The following is a 21,309-nucleotide window of genomic DNA, read 5'->3' on the forward strand; positions in this document are numbered from 1 at the left end:
CCGTGGAGGACACCACGCCGCGGCGAGACCGTCGGTGGGCTTCCCCTTCCCTGTCTGTGAGGAGTCGGCTGTGCTGCGTCTGAAGGGCGAAATGATCCGGGGTGGGACCAGCAAGTGCTGGCTCTTCGACCACCGTGACGTGGCCGCCACGGGCGTGGACGTCGATGCCCTGCTGCTCGCCGCCTTCAACGCCGCCGACCCCCGCCAGATCGACGGCGTGGGCGGCGCTTCCTCCACCACCTCCAAGGCCGCCGTCGTCCAGGCGTCGACCCGGCCCGGTGTGGATGTCGAGTACGCCTTCGCCCAGGTCGGCATCGGCGACGAGCGCGTGGAGTGGGCCAGCAACTGCGGCAACTGCGCCACCGCCGTGGCCCTGTACGCCGTCCACCACGATCTCGTGCCGATCACGTCGGACACCACCACCGTCCGCATGCTCAACGTCAACACCGGGGCCCGCCTCACCGGAACGATCCCCACCCCGTGGGGCGTGGTCCCGGAGGAGGGCACGGCCGTGGTGCCGGGCACCTCGGCACCGGGCGTTCCGGTCCTGCTCGGGTTCGAGGACCCGGCGGGCTCGACGACCGGCCGCGCTCTGCCGACCGGCCGGGCACTGGACGAACTGACCGGCCCGGACGGTCCCGTCGAGGCGACCCTGGTGGACGCGGGTGCGCCGGCCGCTCTGTTCGAGGCCAAGGCGTTCGGCCTCGACGGCACGGAATCCCTCACCGCGTTCGCCGCCGCGGTGCCCGCGCTGACCCTGCTGCGCGGCCAGGCGGCGCTGGCCATGGGCCTGGCCCGCGAGGGCGATCCGGTCAGCCACGCGGTGCCGAAGGTGGGCATCGTCGCCCGCCCCGCCCCCTACCGCACCACTCACGGCACACTCGTCAACCAGGACGAGTACGACCTGGCCGTACGCATGGTCTCCATGCACGCCCCGCACCCGGCGATCGGCCTGACCTCCGCCGTGGCCCTGACCACGGCCGCCGCCACCCCCGGCACCCTCGCCCACCGCGTCGCCCGGCAGACCGCCGACGGCACGCTGCGCCTGGGCACCCCCGCCGGCGTGATCGCCGCCCGAGCCGTCCCCGCACCGGACGGCGCGTCCCCCACGGTGCTGCTGCACCGCGCCGCCCGGCGTATCGCCCGAGCCGAACTCCTCGTTCCCGTCCTGGAAGGACGCCCCGCATGAGCCGCAACGACGCCGCCCCGGGTACCGTCACCGCACCACCCGGCCGCATCCGCCGGATGCTGTCCCACCTCTACGTCCAGTGTCTGATCGGTGTCCTCCTCGGCGCCGCCGTGGGCGGGCTGTGGCCGTCCGCCGGCGCCGACCTCAAGCCGCTCGGCGACGGTTTCATCGCGCTGGTGAAGATGTTCATCGCGCCGGTCATCTTCTGTACCGTCGTCCACGGCATCGCCTCCATGGGCAACGCCCGCGCGGTCGGCCGGGTGAGCCTGAAGGCTCTGGTCTACTTCGAGGTGCTGACCACCGTGGCGATGGTGATCGGCCTGGTCGTCGTCAACGTCGTCAAGCCGGGCAGCGGTCTGCACATCGACCCGTCGACCCTGTCCGCCAAGGGCCTGCCGCCGGAGGCCACCACGGCCCACGAGGGCTTCGCCGGGTTCCTCCTGTCCGTCATCCCGGCCACCCTGGTCAGCGCCCTGAGCGGCAACCAGATCCTGCCGGTGCTGCTGGTGTCCGTGCTGTTCGGCTTCGGCCTGCACGCCAGCGGAGAGGCCGGCCTGAACATCGCCCGGGGCATCGAGAAGTTCTCCACGGTCCTGTTCACGCTCATCCGCTGGATCATGAGGCTGGCCCCCGTCGGCGCGTTCGGCTCGATGGCCTTCACCATCGGCCACTACGGCCTGGGCACCCTGCGCCACCTGGCCCTGCTGGTCGGCTCGTTCTGGCTGACCGCCCTCCTCTTCGTCCTGGTCGTCCTCGGGACCGTGATGCGCCTGAACGGGCTGCGGATGCTGCCCTTCCTGCGCTACATCAAGGAGGAACTGCTGATCGTCCTGGGCACCTCCTCCACCGAGCCCGTCCTGCCGCGCATGATGGCCAAGCTCCAGCACGTGGGCGCCTCGAAACCGGTCGTCGGCATCACGCTGCCCGCCGGGTACTCCTTCAACCTCGACGGCACCGCCATCTACCTGACCATGGGCTCGGTCTTCCTCGCCCAGGCCCTCGGTATCGACCTCAGCCTCACCCAGCAGCTGACCATGCTCGCCGTCATGCTGCTCACCTCCAAGGGCGCCGCGGGCGTCACCGGCTCCGGCTTCATCGCCCTGGCCGCGACTCTCAGCGCCGTCCCGCACGTCCCGGTCACCGCCCTCGCGCTGATCTTCGGCGTCGACCGGTTCATGTCCGAAGCCCGCGCCCTGACCAGCCTGGTCGGCAACGGCGTCGCCACCCTGGCCGTCGCCCGCTGGGAGGGCGAGCTCGACACGGACCGCGCCAAGGCCGTCCTGCGCGGAGAGATCCCCTACGCTCCCTCCGCGGCGACAGCCGACCCCGATCCGCAGCAGACGCCCGCCCCCGCGGCGATGCCCGGACCGACCCGCGACCCGGTCCCCGCCGCGAACTGAGAGTGCGTGCGCCGGTCTTCCGGCTTCCGCCCGCCGGCAGCGGGCACCCCCTCGGCGGGCCGTCGGGCCCAGGCAGGTCCCACTTCGCGCCCTGTGCACCGGCCTACGCGAAGGCGAGACTCCGATCAGACACCACAGCGGCCCCAGCGAAACAAATTTCGGCGGGGCCGCTTACGCAATCAAGGAAGGCTGCTAGTAGGGTTCGAAGAGCGGTGTCATTGTCGGGAATCTCCGCGGAAAAATAGGCACAGAAATTGTGCGCTCTAGGACCTTGGCCAAGAAATCCGACATGTCGCCAGGGAATTCGAACCACTCTTCACCCCGAGGCTCCTTAACAAGAACGGTCCATGTGTCGGGATCATCGATGTCCGTGCGCCTCCAGAAGAGGATGTCCCCGTTGTCCGTTCGGCCGAAAGCGAGCACTTCCGCTGGATCGTTGATCCGATACGGTATTGGCTCACCAGCGTCCCTCAGATATCTGAGCGCCCACAATGACTCGCCAACCTGAGTAGGAAGATCGATTGCCCGCAGTTCACTCGACGGCTGATAAATGTGAATGAACTTCGAGAAGCAACCCGGACCGTATCGCCGGACCAGCTCCTTGTAATCGGCGGGCAAGGTGCAGCCAATCAGGTGCTCGACAGATTGCCAGTCGACTTCATCCGGCTGGACACCAGGGGGAGGTGACACGACGGACACTAGTTCGTCGATGCTCATGCTACCTCCCATTCAAGATTGAGACATTTAGACTGAAGCCTCCGCTGCCATACGCGGAAAGGGTTACGGCGCGTGGCATTAGATTATTTCCCTGATATATGGGAGTGACCGAGTACTGGACAAATTGACCACCTTCTACAGCCAGTCGAACTTGCCTTTCGAAGCCGCTCATGAGGGGAGTGTTCACGGGATTCTGAAGAAGTGTCACCAAATTCTCAGAAATGTCACCAGAGCCGCCGAGCTGCCTGCCAAGCAAGTGCCCACGAGCTTGGTCTCCAATCGGACGCCCCCCGGTGAATCCCGGCGGACGAATGTCAGCGTCTGCTGGCGTACCTTCCCCAATCATTGGGCGACTAACGGCAGCGGACATGCCCTGAGGGCGCCCCAAGGAGTCCGGCCCCGCAAATTGTACGCTCCCACCCCACGTCGGATCTGCTTCGCAGCCCTTCGTGTTATGAACCAAGACCGGAGTGGATCCGGCCATCACGTAATACGTGTGAAGCTGCTGGACGGTGAGGTTCCAGCGGTTGGCCGTGCCGGGCGCCGGGCGTGTGGTGACGACGTAAGCGTGGCCGTTGGTAGTGGTGTTGAGGGTGTCGCCGTGGTGGAGTTTGCCTGCCGGGGTCCAGGTATGAGTGGTGTCGTCCCAGAAGGGATGGTTGGCAGTAGTGTGAAGGGTGGCGGTGTGGCCGTCCTTCGTGCGGATCGTGAGGTCGAGCAGGTTGTGGTCGTGGTTGATCCAGACGTGCTGGACGGCGCGGGCGCCTCGATGTTTGCCGGTTTCGGGGTTGGCGGCGTCCACCTTGTCGCCGGTCTTGATCTTGCCGATGGGCTTGGTCTTGCCGTCCGCCATCAGGACGGGGGTGTCCGGCGAGAAGCTGCAGCGGCTTGATCTTGTTTCAGGTGCGGGCTTACTTCCCGCATTGCCCGATTCTGGATCGCTGGGATTGGTCGCTGAGGCGTCCGCTTCCTTGGCGCTTTCCTGCGCGTTGGCTTTCTTCGCCGCGACGATGTCAGCCTCATCGGAGGCAGAATTGTCTACTGCCCTGGCGTTGGCGCCGGCCCTGGTGGCCGCAGCGGCCGCGTCGCTATCGGCTGAATCGACTGCCCCCTGGACCGCCCCTTCGACGTCGGTCGCCGCAGCTCCCTCGACGGCACCCTCACCGCTGCCGAGGCCGCCCGAGTACGCCCCGCCAGCGACGTTGCATGCGTCCTGGTGTGGATTTCCACCCCGCAAACCATTCCCAAAAGCCTCGAAAGTTCCGGCTGAGCAGAGGGCGAAATCCCAGAAAGGTTCGATGACGAGCTTGACGAAGATCTTCGCGGGGTCGTGTTTGTAGTTGACCGTCGGTCCGCATTGTCCGAATCGACCGCAGGCGTAGGGATTTCCAGGAGGGGCGTTGGTGCCGCTGGCCGTGCTGCCGCTGCCGCTCCCTGTGCTGCCACTGGAGTTGTCGGTGTTGCTGTTGCCGGTGGAGGGGCTGGTGCCTGCGTCGCCTCCGTCGTTCATGTCGGGCAGGAAGAGGCCGCTCGGGTCGGATTTGGTGGCGGGGTTGTCGGCGGCGTAGGTGTAGCCGCCCATCTGGTTCGGGTCGCCGGCTTCGAAGATCGGGTCGGGGGTGAGGAAGCGGCCGAGGTTGGGGTCGTAGTTGCGGGCGCCAAGGAGGTCGAGGCCCGTCGTGGCGTCCGTGGGTTGGCCGAGGTAGCCGTGGTTCTCGTCGGTGGAAACCCACGTGGCGGGCTTGGTACCGCGAGGGTTGCCGTAGGGGTCGTAGTAGCGGCGGGTGACGGCCAGGCTGCCGGCGTCGATTGCCGTTGTCGCTGTGCCCTGGCCGTTGGCGATCTGGTAGCTGACCGTGCCGGTGCTGGAGCGGGTGATGGTCGTGCCGTCGGGGCCGGCGTAGTAGCGCAGGCCGGTCCAGGTCTTGGCGGAGACATTCAGCGTGATCTGTTCGGTGCCGCCGAACAGATACAGGATGCGGGTCTTGTCGGTGCCGTCCGTGGCGCTGGACTGCTCCAGCAGGTTGCCGTCGGCGTCGTAGAGGTACTTGCTGGTGTAGTTGTGCGTGCTCGAGGGGTTGGTGACGGTGGCCGTGCGGCCTTCAGGGTCGTAGGTGAGCGTCTGGGTCTGGCCGGGGGGCAGCGCGCCGGTGGTGATGGTGCTCCAGGTCTGGCCCGAGCTGGAACAGGTGGCGACGGTGAGCTGGGTGCCCTTGGTGGCGCTGGCGCCGGGGTCGGTCAGGCACATGGAGCTGTTGGCCTTGTTGGCCAGCTTGCCGGCGGTCGTGGTCACCCACTTCTGGGTGGCGTCGCTGCTGCAGGTGTCGATCACCACGGTAGTGCCGGACGTCGTGGCGTTGCCGGTGGTGTCCAGGCACATGCCGAGGACCTTGACGGTGCCGTCGGTGCCGAGGGTCCACTTCTGGGCGTTGGTGCCGTTGCAGGTGTAGACGTCGACCTTGTTGCCGGGGGTCGCAGCAGCCGACGCGTCGTCGATGCAGAGCTTTCCGCCACCAGTGAGGGTGAACGTCGAGGTGAGCGGGCCGGTGGTAGTGACCTTCCGGCTCATCGTGTTGCCGGCGTTCTTGTTCGGCGTGTAGGCGGTGTCCGTGTAGCTCGATGTCCAGGTCGCCGTGCCGGTGGTGGGATTGCTGCTGGTGGTAGGACCTGCCTGGTTGGGCAGGGTGGCGGGGGCAGTGCCGTCTTCCCCGGCGTACGTAGTGGTTTGCGTGGTGTCGTTGAGCGCGTTGCCGGTGGTGTCGTGGTCGACCATGTTGGTGCGGTCGCCGAGCAGGTCGTAGTTATAGGTCTGCCAGTACGGGGCCGGGCCGCCGACCGTGGTGGTCGTGATCGGTGCGGTGGTCGTGGTCTGTACCGAGGGGGTGGTGCAGCCGCCGATGGCTCCCACGGGTGCGTTGGATGAGCTGGTGATGCCCGCCGTGTCCGTCCAGGCGGCGGTCAGGCGCTGGAAGGAGTCGTAAGCGAAGCACTGGGTGTCGTGGGTGGTGTTGTCCTGTAGGTCGTCGATCGCGGTGATCTCGCCGGCCTGGTTGTAGCGGTAGTTGGCCACGTCCAGGGCAGTGGCGGACGTCTGCAGCATGCTCGACGTCTGTGTGACGCGGCCCGTGGTGGCGTCGTACTGGGCGAAGGTCGCCAGTTCCTTGCCGGTGGGGCCGTAGTTGGCCTGGAGGACGCGGCCGAAGGGGTCGTGGACGGCGGTGTCGAGGTAGTCCGGTGTGTTGGCCGACGTGATGAAGCCGCCGATGCCGTCCAGGTTGCCCTGCTGGGTGTAGCCGTAGTCGATGTCCTCGGCGGGCAGGTTTCCGTCCGCCTGGTAGCGGAGTGTGGACAGCAACCCGATGTTCGGGGTGTAGAAGGAGGCCTGGGTGTAGGTGACGGTGCCGCTGCTGGGTGCGGTGGACTGCCCGGCCGCGGCGAAGCCGTCGCCGGCCGGGATGGTCAGGGTTCTGCCGGTGGGCTGGTAGGCGGTGTTGTAGCCGGTGACTGCCTGGGTGTACGCCGATCCGGAGGTACCGCCCACGTAGCGCGTGGACGAGGTCGGGTATCCCTTTTCGAGGGTGTCGTACTGCCAGGACGCGCGTTTTTTGGCGGGGTCCGGGGTCGCGGACCAGGGACCGTCGTATTCGGCGGTGCGGCGGTTGTCCCAGTCGTAGGTGTAGGAAAGGATCTGCCCGCGCGGATCGGTCGTCTGGAGGAGGTTGCCGACCACGTCGTACTTGTCGAACGTGGTGGTTCCGGTGTTCGGGTCGGTCTGGGAGGTCTTCTGGCCCAGCAGGTTGTAGCTGTAGTCCCAGGTGTTGCCGGCGTTGTCCTTGATGCTGTCGATCCGGCCGGCGGGTGTGTAGGTGTACTTGGTGGTGGCGTTGGCCGCGGGGATCGCGTTGACGGTGCCCTGCCGCCACAGCACGGTGCTGCTGTCGCTGGCGACGACGACCACGGTGGAGTCGTTACGGACCCGGAAGGTGGCGCCGGTGGTGGCGGTCAGGCCGGTGGTCCACTTGGAGGTGCCGGAGGGCGTGTAGATGACCAGGTTTCCGTCGGTGCCGAACTTGGCGTAAGCGCCGGGGTTGCCGCCCGTTCCGCTGGACCAGATGGTCTTGCCTGTTGCCAGTGCGGTCAGGACCAGGTTGCCGTCGGCCTGCATGGTCAGGCGCACGCTGTCGGAGGTCAGCGACGTACCGGACGGAATGACGGCGCCTGTGTGAAGGATGACCGTACTGCCGGTGTTCTTGACCACGGTGCTGGTGGTCTGACCGAGGGCGTTGATGTAGGTCGCGGTGGAGCGGCCACCGACGGATGCGGTGGTGTCCGTCTCATCGGCGCCTGGGTAACTGGTAGTGGTGTGCCACTGCTGGACCGCCTGATGCCACAGCGTGCTGGTGACCGGACGCCCCTGGCCGTCGTACGCGGTCGTGGTCTCCGACGGGACCTGGTTCTCGTTCGCCGCGTACACGGTGGTGGACGGGGTGTTGTTCGGCTCGGAGTAGGGGGAGAACGAAACGGTCTGCCAGCCGTGGGAGTCGTAGAAGGTGTCGGAGATGATCCGGCCGGAGTTTCTGTCGCCGTCTGCCGTGGCCTGGGTCTGTCGCGGCTGCAGCATGCCGTCGTAGATGGTGATCGAGGTGCTGTAGGTGCCGTCCTCGCGCAGCGTCTTGGTGGTGACGGATGACGGGGCGCCGGGCGAGGTGATGGTGCCGCCGGGGGCCGCGACCGCGCCGGGGTTGATTGAGTAGTCGAACGTCCTGTCCGCGTTCTGGCCGGTGGCCTTGTCGTGTCCGGGCAGCCAGACGGCGGTGCGTCGGCCGAGGGCGTCGTAGGCGATGTCGGTCTTGCGGGCGTTGGCGTCGACGTTCTCGGTGGGCAGGCCGCGCAGAGCGTCGAGGGTGGAGCTGATGTGCCAGTTACGGGAGTTGGTGGTCGTGATGCTGGTCGGGTTGGTGTTGGCGCCTGCTGAGGTCCAGGACGGGGTGAAGGCGGTGTGAGTGTTCTGCCCGGTGGCATCCCACTCGTCGGTGATCCGTCCTGCGCCGTCGTACTTCATCACCGAGTTGGTCTGCCAGTTCTCGGTGGTGCCGCTGTAGCCGGTGGCAGTACGGACTGCGGTGACCTGGCCGATCGCCGTGCTGCCGCTCTGGTCGAGCTGCCCGAAGGTTCCCAGGTCGGTGAGGCTGCCGTTGCCGTCATAGTCGTAGTAGAGCTTCTTGTCCGCGAGCAGCGTCGTGGCGCTGGGCGCGGTGCCGCACGGCCCGCTGACGGCAGTGACCTGGTCCGGGTAGGTGAGGGCCATCGGGTTGCCGGCCGGGGGCGTCGCGTAGGTCGTGGTGGCGCACTTCTCCTGCGCGGCCACGCTGACGTCACCGTGTGCGTCGACGGTGGAGACGCGGCCCTGGCTGTCGTAGGTGGTGTCGGTCTGGGTGTGGCGCCATGTCCCGTTGGTGAGCAGGTGGTAGCCGTGCGACTGGGAGGTTTTGACGCGATAGGCGGTGACATCCGGCAGGGTGGACAGAGCGGGCTTGGCCTGGCCGGGGTTGTCGGTTTGGGTCCAGCCCGTCCAGGGTGTCTGGGCCGCGTGTGCGGTGGTGGTGAAGGTGAACGGGCCGTTGACGGTTTCGGCGTCGATGGTCCCGCCGGCGGCGGTGTAGGTGTCACTCTCCAGGGCGGTGCCCGCGAGCTGGTTCACGTCGGTGACACTCTGCACGGTGGAGCCGCCGACCCTGGCATCCACGCTGACCGAGCGGCGGGTGCCGTCGGCCTTGTAGTCACCGTCCATGCCTTGCAGATATGTGGTGGTCTTCTGGGTCACCGGCTCGGGGGCCTGACCGGTCTGTACCGTGACGGTCCGGAAGCCTCGGAACTGGTCCCAGGTGCGGTATTGGTCGTCTGTCTGCGCCGAGTCATCGCGGTGCCAGGCAGCCCCGGAGTAGCTGTAGGTGGAGACCTGAGCCTCCGAGCCTGCCGGGATGTTCTGAGAGTCCGGTTTGTATTGCGCGGCGATCGTCAGGTCGGACGTCGTGACCGTGTGCACGGTGGTCTTGTTGAACCAGTCCGCGATCGGCTTCGATGCTCCCGGCACGGTCCAGTACACCGGGTAGCAGGAGTTGGTGTTGGAATCTGCGGATGCAATCTCCAGCGTCTTGCCGGCACACGGGTTGAGGTTGTAGTCGACCGCGATCGACTCGCCGGTCTCGGTCTGGATCGAGGAGATCCTCGGTCGGTACAGCGGCGGTGCTGACGGGGAGGCGTCGTTGACCCGGTTGTCGATTTCCGTGCCGGTGAAGGCGACCTCGTTCAGTTTGATGTCGCTGTTGCCGTTGCCGTATGTGTCCTTGCCGGTGTGCTGGATCGACTGCAGCCACATCACGGCCTGCAGCGAACCCGCGTCCTTGGGATCGACGGTTGTACCGGTGACCGGATCCACCGTGCCGCCGGCGTCGGAGTACACCTGCCCGAGCTGATAGCTGTCGACAGCCGTCAGGGCATCGGTGGAGGAGTCCTTGACGTGGACCTTGGTGGTGATGCTGTCCAGCCGGTTGGTGGTCCAGAACGTCGGCGCCGCGGTGACGCAGACGTTCGTGGGCACCGAGGTCGACCCGGGCGGCAGCGTGGTGCTGTCGGTGGAGTCGCAGTGCAGGTCCCAGGGAACGTCGGGCCAGTGCGGGGCCGTGTTGTCGTTGAGGTTGCCCGCGGAGCAGTCGGTGAAGGTGTCGGTGGTCTGGCAGCGCTGCTTGGAGGTGAAGGTGACCTGGGCGGCGGGGGTGTGTCCGGCCTGCTCGTCGTCGAGGGTGTAGCCGTAGGAGATGGAGTCGAGCTTGCCGCCGCGGATGTAGGAGGTCAGGGTGCCGGAGTCACCGGAAGCCGCCTGGCCCCCGCCGAGGTCGTAGTAGTTGGTTTCGGTCGTGTAGTCGTAGCGCTGCACGAACCCGTTCGGTGAGACGACGAAGTCCACGTTCCATCGCCAGCCCTCGTGCTTGTCGCACTGGGACGCCTTGCCCTTGGCCGAGTCGTAGCACGGGTCGCCCGACTCCGGGTGCAGCACGGGCACGCCCCAGGCGGCGTCGGTCGAGGAGTCGGAAGGCGTACCGGACTGCATCCCGCCGGAGGTGCCGGGGCCGGTCGGCGCGTGGTCGGCACCGAAGTAGGCAGCCGTGCCGTCGGTGGTCAGGACACGGAAGTAGACACCGTCGTGCAGCCCGTTGGGGGCACCGGACAGCTCTTGGACCAGGGTGCCGTCGTCGCCCTGCAGCCGCCACTGCTTGATCTCACCGGACACGCTGGAGTCGACACCGTCCGGCACCAGCTGCCCGGAGTGCGAACCGAAGGAGATGGTGGCGTTGTCACCGCCCCAGCACTCGTCACCCGACCCCTTCAGGATCCTGTTGCCGCTACTGTCCAGCAGCGTCCCGCAGGAGCGGTACGTTCGCTCCACGAAGCCCGGCTGGTAGTCCCAGCCGTCACCGACCCAGGATGCCTGAGAGTTGCGGGCCGAGGTCTCGCCGTCCTCGGACTGCGAGTTGTAGGACAGCCCCACCTGCGGGGCGTTGCCCCCCACCGCGGAAGGCACGTCGATCGGATAGGAGTACGTGAACGCGCCGGTGCCCGAGGCCTGCCAGCTCCCGGACGGGTTCAGGGACGTCGCCGCGTAGTTGCCCTGGGACCCGGAGCTGCCCGAAGTGACCTCAACTGCGGTGGTGTCGGCGGACATGGTCATCGGGGCGGCCGTGCCGTGGGAGGCGAGCGGTGCGCTACCGGTGGAGGAGCCGACAGTGAGGGTGGTGATCAGCTGGTCTGCGGCGGCCCGGTTGGAGAAGGCGATCGGCGTGCGCATCCGGCAACGCGACAGATGAGGGGTGGTGAAGGAGCAGGCGGGAACCTGATAGAGCCGAAGCCGGGAGCCGAAGCCGCCACCGTACGCCTTCGCCAGCGAAGAGTAGTCGATGATCACGCGCGCCCGACCCTTGCCGGCTTTCCCATCGGTGCGAGTGAAGCCGAGCAGCATGCCGTCCGCACCTGCGCGCAGGGTCTGCGTGTGGGAGGCGACCTTGACCTGAACCGATTCTGGAGCAGTCGCGGCGGCCCTCTTCGCCTTGCGTCCGGAGGCGGGCGCCGGGGCAACCCATACCGGCAGGCTGCCCGCCTTTACGGGCTTGCTGGCAGGCGTCGTCTTCACCGGCCTAGTGGGTGGCGTGCTCCCAGCGGCGCTGGGTGTCCCAGCCGCCTTGGCCGCTGGTGCGGGAACGGCACGGGCCAGGCCGACCGTCTTGGTGCCTGCATGCGGCCATGCCGGCTTGGCGACGCGGTACCGGGTCAGGGCCTTGTAGCCCTTGGGTTGGACGGCGGTCGGGCGGTGAAGAGAGTGACCGCCGACCGCCGGAGTTGTCGGCAGTTCCTTCGGCCTCCACACGGTGCCGTGGAAGCGATAGGGACCGAAAACGGCGCCCTGGGCGAACGCCGCCGGCACCAGGAGTGCCAGCAAGGCGACCGCCGCTGTGGCGAGGGTCAGCGTCCGACCCCAGATCCGGTACTCGACGCTTGCGAACCAACGCCGCTTGCCGCTCACCCCTGTAACCCCCCACGCCCGGCGGTCCGTGACGGGCCGCCGCGTCCCCGATCACACGAGCTGCGTGATCCTCGGGAGGCTATTGATGGCAGGTACACAACTCAATAGCCTGTGCTGATGCTGTGGCCTGGGTGTATGGCAACTGTGTGTCTGATGTGCCTGTTCTGTGAAGGGGTGAACACCACCACGGTGAGGCAAACAGGACACCGCAAGCACCACATGCCACACCTCTAACACCCGCAGGTGTGGCGCAGATCACGAGCGCGAAGCGCTCAACATCCGGAGGGGGATCCGTCCCGTGCTGTCCAGACACACCCGAAGGCACCACCGGAGGCGGAAGTTGACACGCCGTCTGACGCTCGTTCCGGCTGTCGCCGTCTTCCTGGTCGGAATGCCCACCCTTCCCGCCAGCGCCGACACCTCGACGCCGAGCGATCCCCTGCTGGCCGCTCAAGCGCAGGCGGTGGCAAGCGGCAAGGACGTCCCCGTCGACGCCATGACGACGCAGACCTCCACCGTGACCGCGAATCCCGACGGCACGTTCTCCTCCACCATCGACGTCATGCCCGTGCGGGTGCTCAAGGACGGCGGATGGACGCCCGTGGACGCCACGCTCGCCACCAACCCGGACGGCACCCTCTCGCCCAAAGCCACCCCGAACGCGGTCACTCTGTCCGGCGGCGGCAGCGGCCCCCTGGTCACCCTGACCGACGAGGACGGGCACAGCATGGCCCTGACCATGCCCTTCACTCTTCCCGCCCCCACCGTGAGCGACGACACCGCGCTGTACAAGTCGGTACTCCCCGGCGTGGACCTGTCCGTGTCCGTCACCGACCAGGGCGGCTTCAGCGACGTGCTGGTCGTTCATGACGCCACCGCCGCCGCCAGCCCCGACGTCAAGAAGCTCACCGAAGCGGCCTCCACCCACGGCCTTACTCTCTCCGCCACCGATGCGGGCGGCATGGACGCCACCGCCTCCGACGGCACGGTCGCCTACACCAGCCCTCGGCCGCTGATGTGGGACTCCACCACTGGCCCGGGCGCACTGACGGAGTCCGCGCCCACGGCAGACACCACCACGGCGGGTGACGTCCTCGCGACGTCCTCCGCCGACGGACCCGGGCAGGGAGCCAAAGTGGACACGGTGCCGATGAGCACCACCTCCAGCGGCCTGACGCTGACGCCGGACACGTCCGTACTCAACGACCCGGGCACCACCTACCCGGTGTACATCGATCCGTTCAGCAACCCGGTCACCAAGACCTCCGGCCACTACGACGAGGTCTACTCCAGCTCTGCCTGCGCCGACAGTCCGCAGTACGACAAGCCGCAGAGCGGCGGCGAGGGCGTCGGCTATCAGCGCACAGGCGGTGTCTGCGGCGCAGGCCTGGAGCGTTCCTACTACGCCATCCCCACCAGCAGCCTCGACCCTTCTATGCAGGTCTACGACGCCGAGATCACGGTGAGCTCCACGTACGCGGCCAGCTGGGACTGCTCCCAGAACCAGCCGATCACACTGCACACCACCGGGTCGATCGACTCGGGAACCGACTGGAACAACAAGCCCTGGCCCTGGGACGACGACTACAAGCCCGTCACGGTCACGATCCCCAGCGCGGCCAACGCCAATAGCAACTGCAGCAATCACACCGCGACCTTCACGGTCACCGGCCAGGCTCAGCGGATGGCGCAGTACCACAATTCCAGCGGCGACTACTGGACCGTCGGTCTCTACGGTGACGAGAACATCTCCTCCAGCAATGACGACTACCTGCGGATGTCCAGCGTCCTCACGCTGACGGTCAAGTTCGACATCCCACCGGCCGTCCCGACCAGCCTGCACACCACTCCGGCCGCAAAGAAAGCCGGCGGCGCCTGCGTCACGGACAGCGACGGCTGGATCGGCGCCACCACCTACTCCGACGCCGGAAGCAACATCCAGCTCCACTCCACCGTCACAGCGAACATCTCCGGTGAACTGGTCAAGGCCCACTACCACGTCTGGGATCGCACCGTCCTTGACTCCAGCGGCAACGCCTACAGTGACTCCACACCCAGCAGCGGCTACCTCTCCAGCGGCTCCGACGCCGACGTGCCGATCGGCTTCACACTCAAGGACGGCCACGAATACGGCTGGGACGTGTACGCCCAGGACAACAGCAAACCGCTGTACCTGACCTCCGACACCAGCGACCACTGCTGGTTCAAGACCGACTTCACCCCGCCCAACACTCCCGTTGTCGCTACGAACCCCTCCTTCCCGCCCGTCGGTACTGGTCCTGCCACTCCGGTGGTCTATGCCGGAGCCGGCAAGACCACCGGCTTCACCGTGACCGCAGCCGACAGCGCCTCCTCCGACTCCAGCTGCGCCCCGAACCCCTGCCTGTCCAGCGGCGTCGACCACTTCCTGTGGCAGCTGGACAGCCAGCCCACCGCCACCACCGGCACCAAGGCGTCCGTCACCAGCACCGACAGCTCCGGCACTGCGACCGCTACGGTGACCGTGCCGATCACCAACTGGGGAGTGCACACCCTCTACGTCGCCGCAGTCGACACGGCCGGCAACATCTCCCAGGCTCCAACCAGCTACACCTTCACCGTCCCCTGGAACCCCGACGCCAAGATCACACCGGGTGACATCAGCGGCGACGGCATCCCCGACCTGCTCGCCACCACCAAGACCGGCGATCTCGAACTGCTCCCCGGCAACACCGACGCCGCCCAGAGCGCAACCCCGGCACAGACCGGTCCGGTCACCGGTACCGCACCCGCGATCAACGGCCCCGTGATCGTCTCCACCCCGGCCGACTCGCCCGACGGCACCAGCTGGAGCAACTATCTGATCGCCCACCGAGGCAATCTGCACGGAACCGATGCGGACGACCTGTTCGCGTACAACGGCAAGACCGCCCAGTTGTATGTCGTCCCGAACGACCTCGATCCCAAGGACGACAGCGCCTTTCCCCTCGTTTCCTGGTCCAATTTCCCTGGCTACATCGGAAAACGTGCCAGCGACCCTGTGCCCAAGGACCCGTGTCAGCCGACCGTTCCCAACAACCGCTGCGCCGGCGCAGGCTACGACCCGACAACACCCTGGAACATCAGCCAGCTCATCGCGCCCGGCAACGTCTACGGCAACGAGCAGGGCCACCCCGCCGTCATCACCATGGAGAACGGAAAGCTCTGGATCTACCAGTCCGACAACGGCAAGCACCTCGCCAACCCCTTGCTGCTCGGCGACGGTGACTGGTCCGGCCTTACCCTGATTGCGCCCGGCACCGTGGGCGCCATGGTCGCCAAGGACTCGAACGGCAACAGCACTGTCTCAGGCGGCACATACACCCTGTGGGCCCGCGACGACGCCTCCGGCACCATCTACACCTTCCCTCTCAACGTCGACCACACCAGCGGCCTGCCCCCGCTTCTGCACGCCCCTGTCCGTTCCGACCTCACCTCCACGCTCACCACGTCCACCGGAGGAGCCCTGTGTCTTGACGACGACAGTGCGCTCACCGACGACCGCAACAAGATCCAGATCTATGGCTGCAACGGCACCGCGGCGCAGAAGTGGGCGCTGCTCAGCGACGGTTCCCTGCGTGTGCTCGGCAAGTGCCTCGACGTTCCCGGAGGGGCCACCGCCAACGGCACACTCCTGCAGCTGTACACATGCAACGGCACCGGCGCCCAGAAGTGGACCCCCGGCCCGAACGGCAGTCTGAAGAACCCCCAGTCCGGCAAATGCCTGGACGATCCCGGCAGCAGCACCACCAACGGCACTCAGGTGCAGATCTACACCTGCACCGGCGGCGCGAATCAGAACTGGACCAGCAGCACGCCGGCAAACTGGAGCACCAACCCCGGCACCGCCCTCTCCGCCGTCCTCGCAGCAAAGGGGTATCCGAAGGTGGCCTCTCCAGGCGACGCCAACGCAAGCAGCGGCGGTTCCGACGGCAACCCCGACCTCTACGCCGTGGACACCAACGGAGAGCTGACCGAATACCCGGGCATCACCCCCACAGGCACCACCGCCGCCTTCGGCACCCCCGTCTCTCTCGGCAACGCCGCCAACACCGCGACCCACACGTGGCCCCTCGCCGAAGGCACCGGCACAACAGCGGCCGACTGCGCCAACGCCACGAGTTCCGATTGCAGCGGCGGGCTCACCGCCTCACTGACAGGCGCCTATTCCTGGGTGAATGACACCAAGCGGGGTAATGTCCTCAACCTCACCGGGACCACCGGCTACGCCGCGACAACCGGTCCGGCGGTCGACACCTCAGGGAGCTTCACCGTTTCGGCTTGGGTCAACCTCACCTCCCTGGCCGACAACTCGACCTTCGTCTCGCAGTCGGACAGCGCGGGCAACGCCAACGGCTTCCAGCTCTACTACTCCTCCGGTGCACACGCCTGGGCGTTCGGCCGCCACGACGAGGACACGGCCAGCCCCTCCTTCACGGCCGCCTATGGCGGCAGGCCGGCAGTCGGGGCCTGGACCCACCTGGTCGGCGTCTACGACGCCGATACCGACCAGCTCATTCTCTACGTCAACGGTCGCCAGGCCGGTACCAAGACGTTCAGCGGGAGCTCCTGGAACGCCACCGGCCCCCTCCAGATCGGCCGCCGCCTTTACAAAGGCACCTACGGCGAATACACCGACGGCAAGATCAGTGACATCCACGTCTACAACATGGCCCTGCCGCCCGCTGACGCCGCTGCGAAGGGCGACAACCCAGCTGTCACGCAACTCGACTGATTCGTGCCACGGGACCCGACAGGCGCTCGGCCGACTGCCCGGTCGAGCGCCTGTTCTTCTTCCAGCTCCTGGCCGCCGGCAGCGGGCGTCCCCTCCACGGGCCGTCGGGCCCACCCGCTGCCGCTTCGAGCAGCACGGTTAGAGTGAACCGGTGAACGGCGACTGGCTTCTGTGCGGCCGAGACGGCCGACTCACTGTCTACCAGCTGTCGGGCGATGCCGTCCTCACCAGGGCGGAGCAGATCCCCGGCGGCACCTGGACCGCCCCGCGCAAGGCGGGCGGCGATCAGCGGCTGCACCCCTCGGTGGGCGTCGGCGGGGGTGCCGACGGCTATGCCCACCTGGTGGCCTGGCGGCCGACGGTCGAGGGCGAGTCGGGCCTGGTGCACTCCACGCACTTCCGCCCGCTGCTCGCGCCCCTGGACTGGAACCCGATCGGGCACCCGAAGAAGAAGGGCGACCGGACGGGCACCCCCGCGGTCACGGTCGACGCCCAGGGCCGCGCCCATGTGTTCGTCCGCAACAACGGCGCCGGGGTGCACCATGTCGCCCAGAAGGAGACGGGCGGCTGGGAACCCTGGCGGGATCTGCGCGGCAGCAAGGTCCAGGACGGGCTGGCGGCGGTGACCGGCGAGTCCGGCCTGGTGGAGGTGTACGCGGCCGTCCCCGACGGCGTCCTGCACTGGCGCCAGGAGGAGCCGGGCGCCACCCCGGTCATGCAGGAGCCGCTGAAGGCCCCGGTCCGCCCGGGCACGCTGCGCGCCCTCGCCACCTCCGCCGAGCGCACGACCCTCTTCTACACGGACCCCTCGGGCGACCTGTGCGCCTGGCGTCCCGGCGGCAAGCCGGTGGTCCTGGTGCGTGCGGCGGGCCCCGGCCCGGTCGCCGCGGTCCGCTGCGAACTCGACGGCTACGACTGCACCGTGCTCGCCCAGCGCTCGGAGAGCGGCCGGGTCGCTTTCGCCGCCTACCCCTCGGAGCAGGAGTCGGCGGGCGCCTGGTGGACGGAGTCGGGCCCGCAGCTGCCCGTCGACGCGCTGGTCGCCCTGACCAAGGACGCGGACGACCGCGTGGTGGCCGCGACCCTGTCGCCGTCCACCGGCCGGCTGCTGCTCACCCGGCGCAAGGACGAGCCGGGACTGGCGCTGGAGGCGTGGCGGCAGGTCTGAGCAGAGGGAAAGAACAGGAAAGGGCCCCCGCCGCGGCGGGGGCCCTTCGCTGTCGTACCGGTGTTACGCCGGGACGCTCGCCACGCCCGGTGCGAGGAACCGCTTGCCGTTCACCCGCTCCGAGACGCCCTCACGGTCCAGGTACGGCGTGATGCCGCCCAGGTGGAAGGGCCAGCCGGCGCCCGTGATCAGGCACAGGTCGATGTCCTGGGCCTCGGCGACGACGCCCTCGTCGAGCATGAGCCCGATCTCCTGCGTCACCGCGTTCAGCACGCGCTCGCGCACCTGCTCCTCGGACAGGACGCTGTCGCCCTGCTTCAGCAGCGCGACGACCTCCGGGTCCAGCTCCGGCTTGCCGCTGTCGTAGACGTAGAAGCCGCGCTTGCCCGCCTCCACGACCGCCTTGAGGTTCGGGGAGACCGTGAAGCGGTCCGGGAACGCCTTGTTGAGGGTCTCCGAGACGTGCAGGCCGATTGCGGGGCCGACCAGCTCCAGCAGGACCAGCGGCGACATCGGCAGGCCCAGCGGCTCGATCGCCTTCTCGGCGACGGCGACCGGGGTGCCCTCGTCGATGACGTTCTGGATCTCGCCCATGAAGCGGGTCAGGATGCGGTTGACGACGAACGCCGGGGCGTCCTTGACCAGGACCGCGGTCTTCTTCAGCTTCTTGGCCACCGCGAACGCGGTCGCCAGCGAGGCGTCGTCGGTCCGCTCACCGCGGACGATCTCCAGCAGCGGCAGGATCGCGACCGGGTTGAAGAAGTGGAAGCCGACGACCCGCTCGGGGTGCTGGAGCTTGGAGGCCATCTCCGTGACGGAGAGAGAGGAGGTGTTGGTGGCGAGGATCGCGTGCGCCGGGGCGACCGCCTCGACCTCCGCGAACACCTTCTGCTTGACACCCATCTCCTCGAACACGGCCTCGATGATGAAGTCCGCGTCCGCGAAGCCCTCGGCCTTGTCCAGGACACCGGTGACCAGCGCCTTGAGGCGGTTGGCCTTGTCCTGGTTGATACGGCCCTTGCCGAGGAGCTTGTCGATCTCGGCGTGGACGTAGCCCACACCCTTGTCGACGCGCTCCTGGTCGATGTCGGTCAGCACGACCGGCACCTCCAGGCGTCGCAGGAAGAGCAGCGCGAGCTGGCTGGCCATCAGGCCGGCGCCGACGACACCGACCTTGGTGACCGGGCGGGCCAGGCTCTTGTCCGGGGCGCCGGCCGGGCGCTTGCCGCGCTTCTGCACCAGGTTGAACGCGTAGATGCCGGAACGCAGTTCACCGCCCATCATCAGGTCGGCGAGCGCCTGGTCCTCGGCGTCGTAACCCTGCTGGAGGTCGCCGTTCTTGGCGGCGGCGATGATGTCCAGGGCGCGGTAGGCGGCCGGGGCCGCGCCGTGCACCTTGCCGTCGGCGATGAACCGGCCGCGCGCGACGGCCTGGTCCCAGGCCTCGCCGCGGTCGATCACCGGACGCTCGACCTGGATGTCGCCCTTGAGGACCTGGGCGGTCCACAGCAGCGACTGCTCGAGGAAGTCGGCGCCCTCGAACAGCGCGTCGGCGATGCCCAGCTCGAAGACCTGCTCGCCCTTGAGCTGCTTGTTCTGGTTCAGCGAGTTCTCGATGATGACCGAGACGGCCTTGTCGGCGCCGATCAGGTTCGGCAGCAGGGTGCAGCCGCCCCAGCCGGGGACCAGGCCGAGGAAGACCTCGGGCAGCGAGAACGCCGGGATCGCCTTGGAGACGGTCCGGTAGGTGCAGTGCAGGCCCACCTCGACGCCGCCGCCCATCGCCGCGCCGTTGTAGTAGGCGAAGGTCGGTACGGCCAGCTTGCCGAGGCGCTTGAAGACGTCGTGGCCGCCCTTGCCGATGGCGAGCGCGTGCTCGTGCTCCTTCAGCAGCTCGACGCCCTTGAGGTCGGCGCCGACCGCGAAGATGAACGGCTTGCCGGTGATGCCGACACCGACGATGGCGCCGTCGGCGGCCTCCTTCTCGACCTGGTCGATGGCGGTGTTCAGGTTCGCCAGCGAGGCCGGGCCGAAGGTGGTCGGCTTGGTGTGGTCCAGGCCGTTGTCCAGCGTGATCAGCGCGAAGCGGCCGGCGCCGAACGGCAGGTCGAAGTGGCGCACGTGCGCACTGGTGACGACCTCGTCGGGGAACAGGTCCGAGGCCTGCTTCAGAAGCTCGGCGGTGGTGCTCACTTGTCCCCCTCGAAGTGCGGGTTCTCCCAGATGACCGTCGCGCCCATGCCGAAGCCGACGCACATGGTGGTCAGGCCGTAGCGGACGTGCGGCTGCTCCTCGAACTGGCGGGCCAGCTGCGTCATCAGACGGACGCCGGAGGAGGCGAGCGGGTGACCGAAGGCGATCGCGCCGCCGTACTGGTTGACCCGCGCGTCGTCGTCGGCGATGCCGTAGTGGTCGAGGAAGGCCAGGACCTGGACGGCGAAGGCCTCGTTGATCTCGAACAGGCCGATGTCGGAGATGGACAGGCCCGCCTTGGCGAGGGCCTTCTCCGTGGCCGGGATCGGGCCGTAGCCCATGACCTCCGGCTCGACGCCCGCGAAGGCGTACGACACCAGGCGCATCTTGACCGGCAGGCCGTGCTCGCGGGCGAATTCCTCGCTCGCCACGATCGACGCGGTGGCGCCGTCGTTCAGACCGGCCGCGTTACCGGCGGTGACCCGGCCGTGGACGCGGAACGGCGTCTTCAGACCGGACAGGTTCTCCAGGGTCGTGCCCGGGCGCATCGGCTCGTCGGCGGTGACCAGGCCCCAGCCGGTCTCGCCGGCCTCCGGGTTGGTACGGCGCACCGAGATCGGCACCAGGTCCTGCTGGATCTTGCCGTTGGCGTACGCCTTGGCGGCCTTCTCCTGCGAGCGCACCGCGTACTCGTCGGCGCGCAGCTTGGTGATCTGCGGGTAGCGGTCGTGCAGGTTCTCCGCGGTCATGCCCATGAACAGGGCGGACTCGTCGACGAGCTTCTCGGAGACGAACCGCGGGTTGGGGTCCACGCCCTCACCCATCGGGTGGCGGCCCATGTGCTCGACACCGCCGGCGATGGCGACGTCGTACGCGCCGAAGGCGATGGAGCCGGAAACCGTGGTGACCGCCGTCAGCGCGCCCGCGCACATGCGGTCGATGGAGTAGCCGGGGACCGACTGCGGCAGGCCCGCGAGGATGCCGGCCGTGCGGCCGATGGTCAGCCCCTGGTCGCCGATCTGGGTGGTCGCGGCGATGGCGACCTCGTCCACCGCCTTCGGGTCCAGACCGGGGTTGCGGCGCAGCAGCTCCCGGATCGCCTTCACGACGAGGTCGTCGGCGCGGGTCTCGTGGTAGATGCCCTTCGGGCCCGCCTTGCCGAACGGGGTACGGACGCCGTCGACGAAGACGACGTCCCTGACGGTACGAGGCACGATGGCTCTCCTCCAGGGTGCGGAACGCTGAGCGCTTGCTTAAGCCCATGCTACTGCCGAGTAATGTAGCTGCCCAGTCCTGTTCGCCTTAGCGGCG

At 67.9% G+C, this 21,309-nt stretch carries 8 protein-coding genes; 4 read left to right on the forward strand and 4 right to left on the reverse strand.

What is annotated here, in order from left to right; all coding sequences use genetic code 11:
- Window positions 1-70 precede the first annotated feature (70 nt).
- Both ACWCV9_RS16900 and dctA read left to right on the forward strand, forming a co-directional pair.
- A complete protein-coding gene (locus ACWCV9_RS16900) occupies window positions 71-1,189 on the forward strand; it encodes a PrpF domain-containing protein (RefSeq protein ID WP_450787411.1) in 1,119 nt (372 codons plus the stop codon).
- The gene (gene dctA / locus ACWCV9_RS16905; RefSeq protein ID WP_450787413.1) at window positions 1,186-2,589 is read left to right on the forward strand and encodes a C4-dicarboxylate transporter DctA; all 1,404 of its coding nucleotides are present in this window, start codon (window positions 1,186-1,188) and stop codon (window positions 2,587-2,589) included. Before ACWCV9_RS16900 ends, dctA begins: the two co-directional genes overlap by 4 nt.
- 192 nt (window positions 2,590-2,781) lie before the next feature.
- Here the strand turns inward: dctA and ACWCV9_RS16910 are convergent, their stop codons facing one another.
- Together ACWCV9_RS16910 and ACWCV9_RS16915 are read right to left on the reverse strand one after the other, a co-directional pair.
- Window positions 2,782-3,306, reverse strand: coding sequence for an SMI1/KNR4 family protein (locus ACWCV9_RS16910; protein WP_450787414.1), 525 nt, complete (start codon window positions 3,304-3,306; stop codon window positions 2,782-2,784).
- 1 nt (window position 3,307) lies between these two features.
- Complete coding sequence (locus tag ACWCV9_RS16915; protein WP_450787416.1) at window positions 3,308-11,884, reverse strand: ricin-type beta-trefoil lectin domain protein; 8,577 nt, start codon at window positions 11,882-11,884, stop codon at window positions 3,308-3,310.
- A 391-nt stretch (window positions 11,885-12,275) separates the two neighbouring features.
- On the opposite strand from ACWCV9_RS16915, the gene ACWCV9_RS16920 reads away from it, so the two are divergent.
- Both ACWCV9_RS16920 and ACWCV9_RS16925 read left to right on the forward strand, forming a co-directional pair.
- Window positions 12,276-16,637 carry a LamG-like jellyroll fold domain-containing protein gene (locus tag ACWCV9_RS16920; protein WP_450787418.1) on the forward strand — a complete coding sequence of 1,454 codons (4,362 nt, stop codon included), beginning with the start codon at window positions 12,276-12,278 and terminating at the stop codon, window positions 16,635-16,637.
- Window positions 16,638-16,788: 151 nt separating this feature from the next.
- Window positions 16,789-17,805 (forward strand): hypothetical protein, encoded by a 1,017-nt coding sequence (locus ACWCV9_RS16925; RefSeq protein ID WP_450787420.1) that lies wholly within the window; start codon window positions 16,789-16,791, stop codon window positions 17,803-17,805.
- Window positions 17,806-17,868: 63 nt separating this feature from the next.
- On the opposite strand, the gene ACWCV9_RS16930 is transcribed toward ACWCV9_RS16925, so the two are convergent.
- Complete coding sequence (locus ACWCV9_RS16930; RefSeq protein ID WP_450787422.1) at window positions 17,869-19,998, reverse strand: 3-hydroxyacyl-CoA dehydrogenase NAD-binding domain-containing protein; 2,130 nt, start codon at window positions 19,996-19,998, stop codon at window positions 17,869-17,871.
- The gene (locus ACWCV9_RS16935) at window positions 19,995-21,212 is read right to left on the reverse strand and encodes a thiolase family protein (RefSeq protein WP_450787423.1); all 1,218 of its coding nucleotides are present in this window, start codon (window positions 21,210-21,212) and stop codon (window positions 19,995-19,997) included. The genes ACWCV9_RS16930 and ACWCV9_RS16935 overlap by 4 nt, the downstream gene beginning before the upstream one ends.
- Window positions 21,213-21,309: the final 97 nt, after the last annotated feature.

It is taken from the genome of Streptomyces sp. NPDC001606, from assembly GCF_053596835.1.

Bases quoted from the DNA above. Each gene is read 5' to 3' on its own strand.
- ACWCV9_RS16910 (WP_450787414.1), bottom strand. From the start codon at position 3,306: ATGAGCATCGACGAACTAGTGTCCGTCGTGTCACCTCCCCCTGGTGTC.
- dctA (WP_450787413.1), top strand. From the start codon at position 1,186: ATGAGCCGCAACGACGCCGCCCCGGGTACCGTCACCGCACCACCCGGC.
- ACWCV9_RS16920 (WP_450787418.1), top strand. From the start codon at position 12,276: ATGCCCACCCTTCCCGCCAGCGCCGACACCTCGACGCCGAGCGATCCC.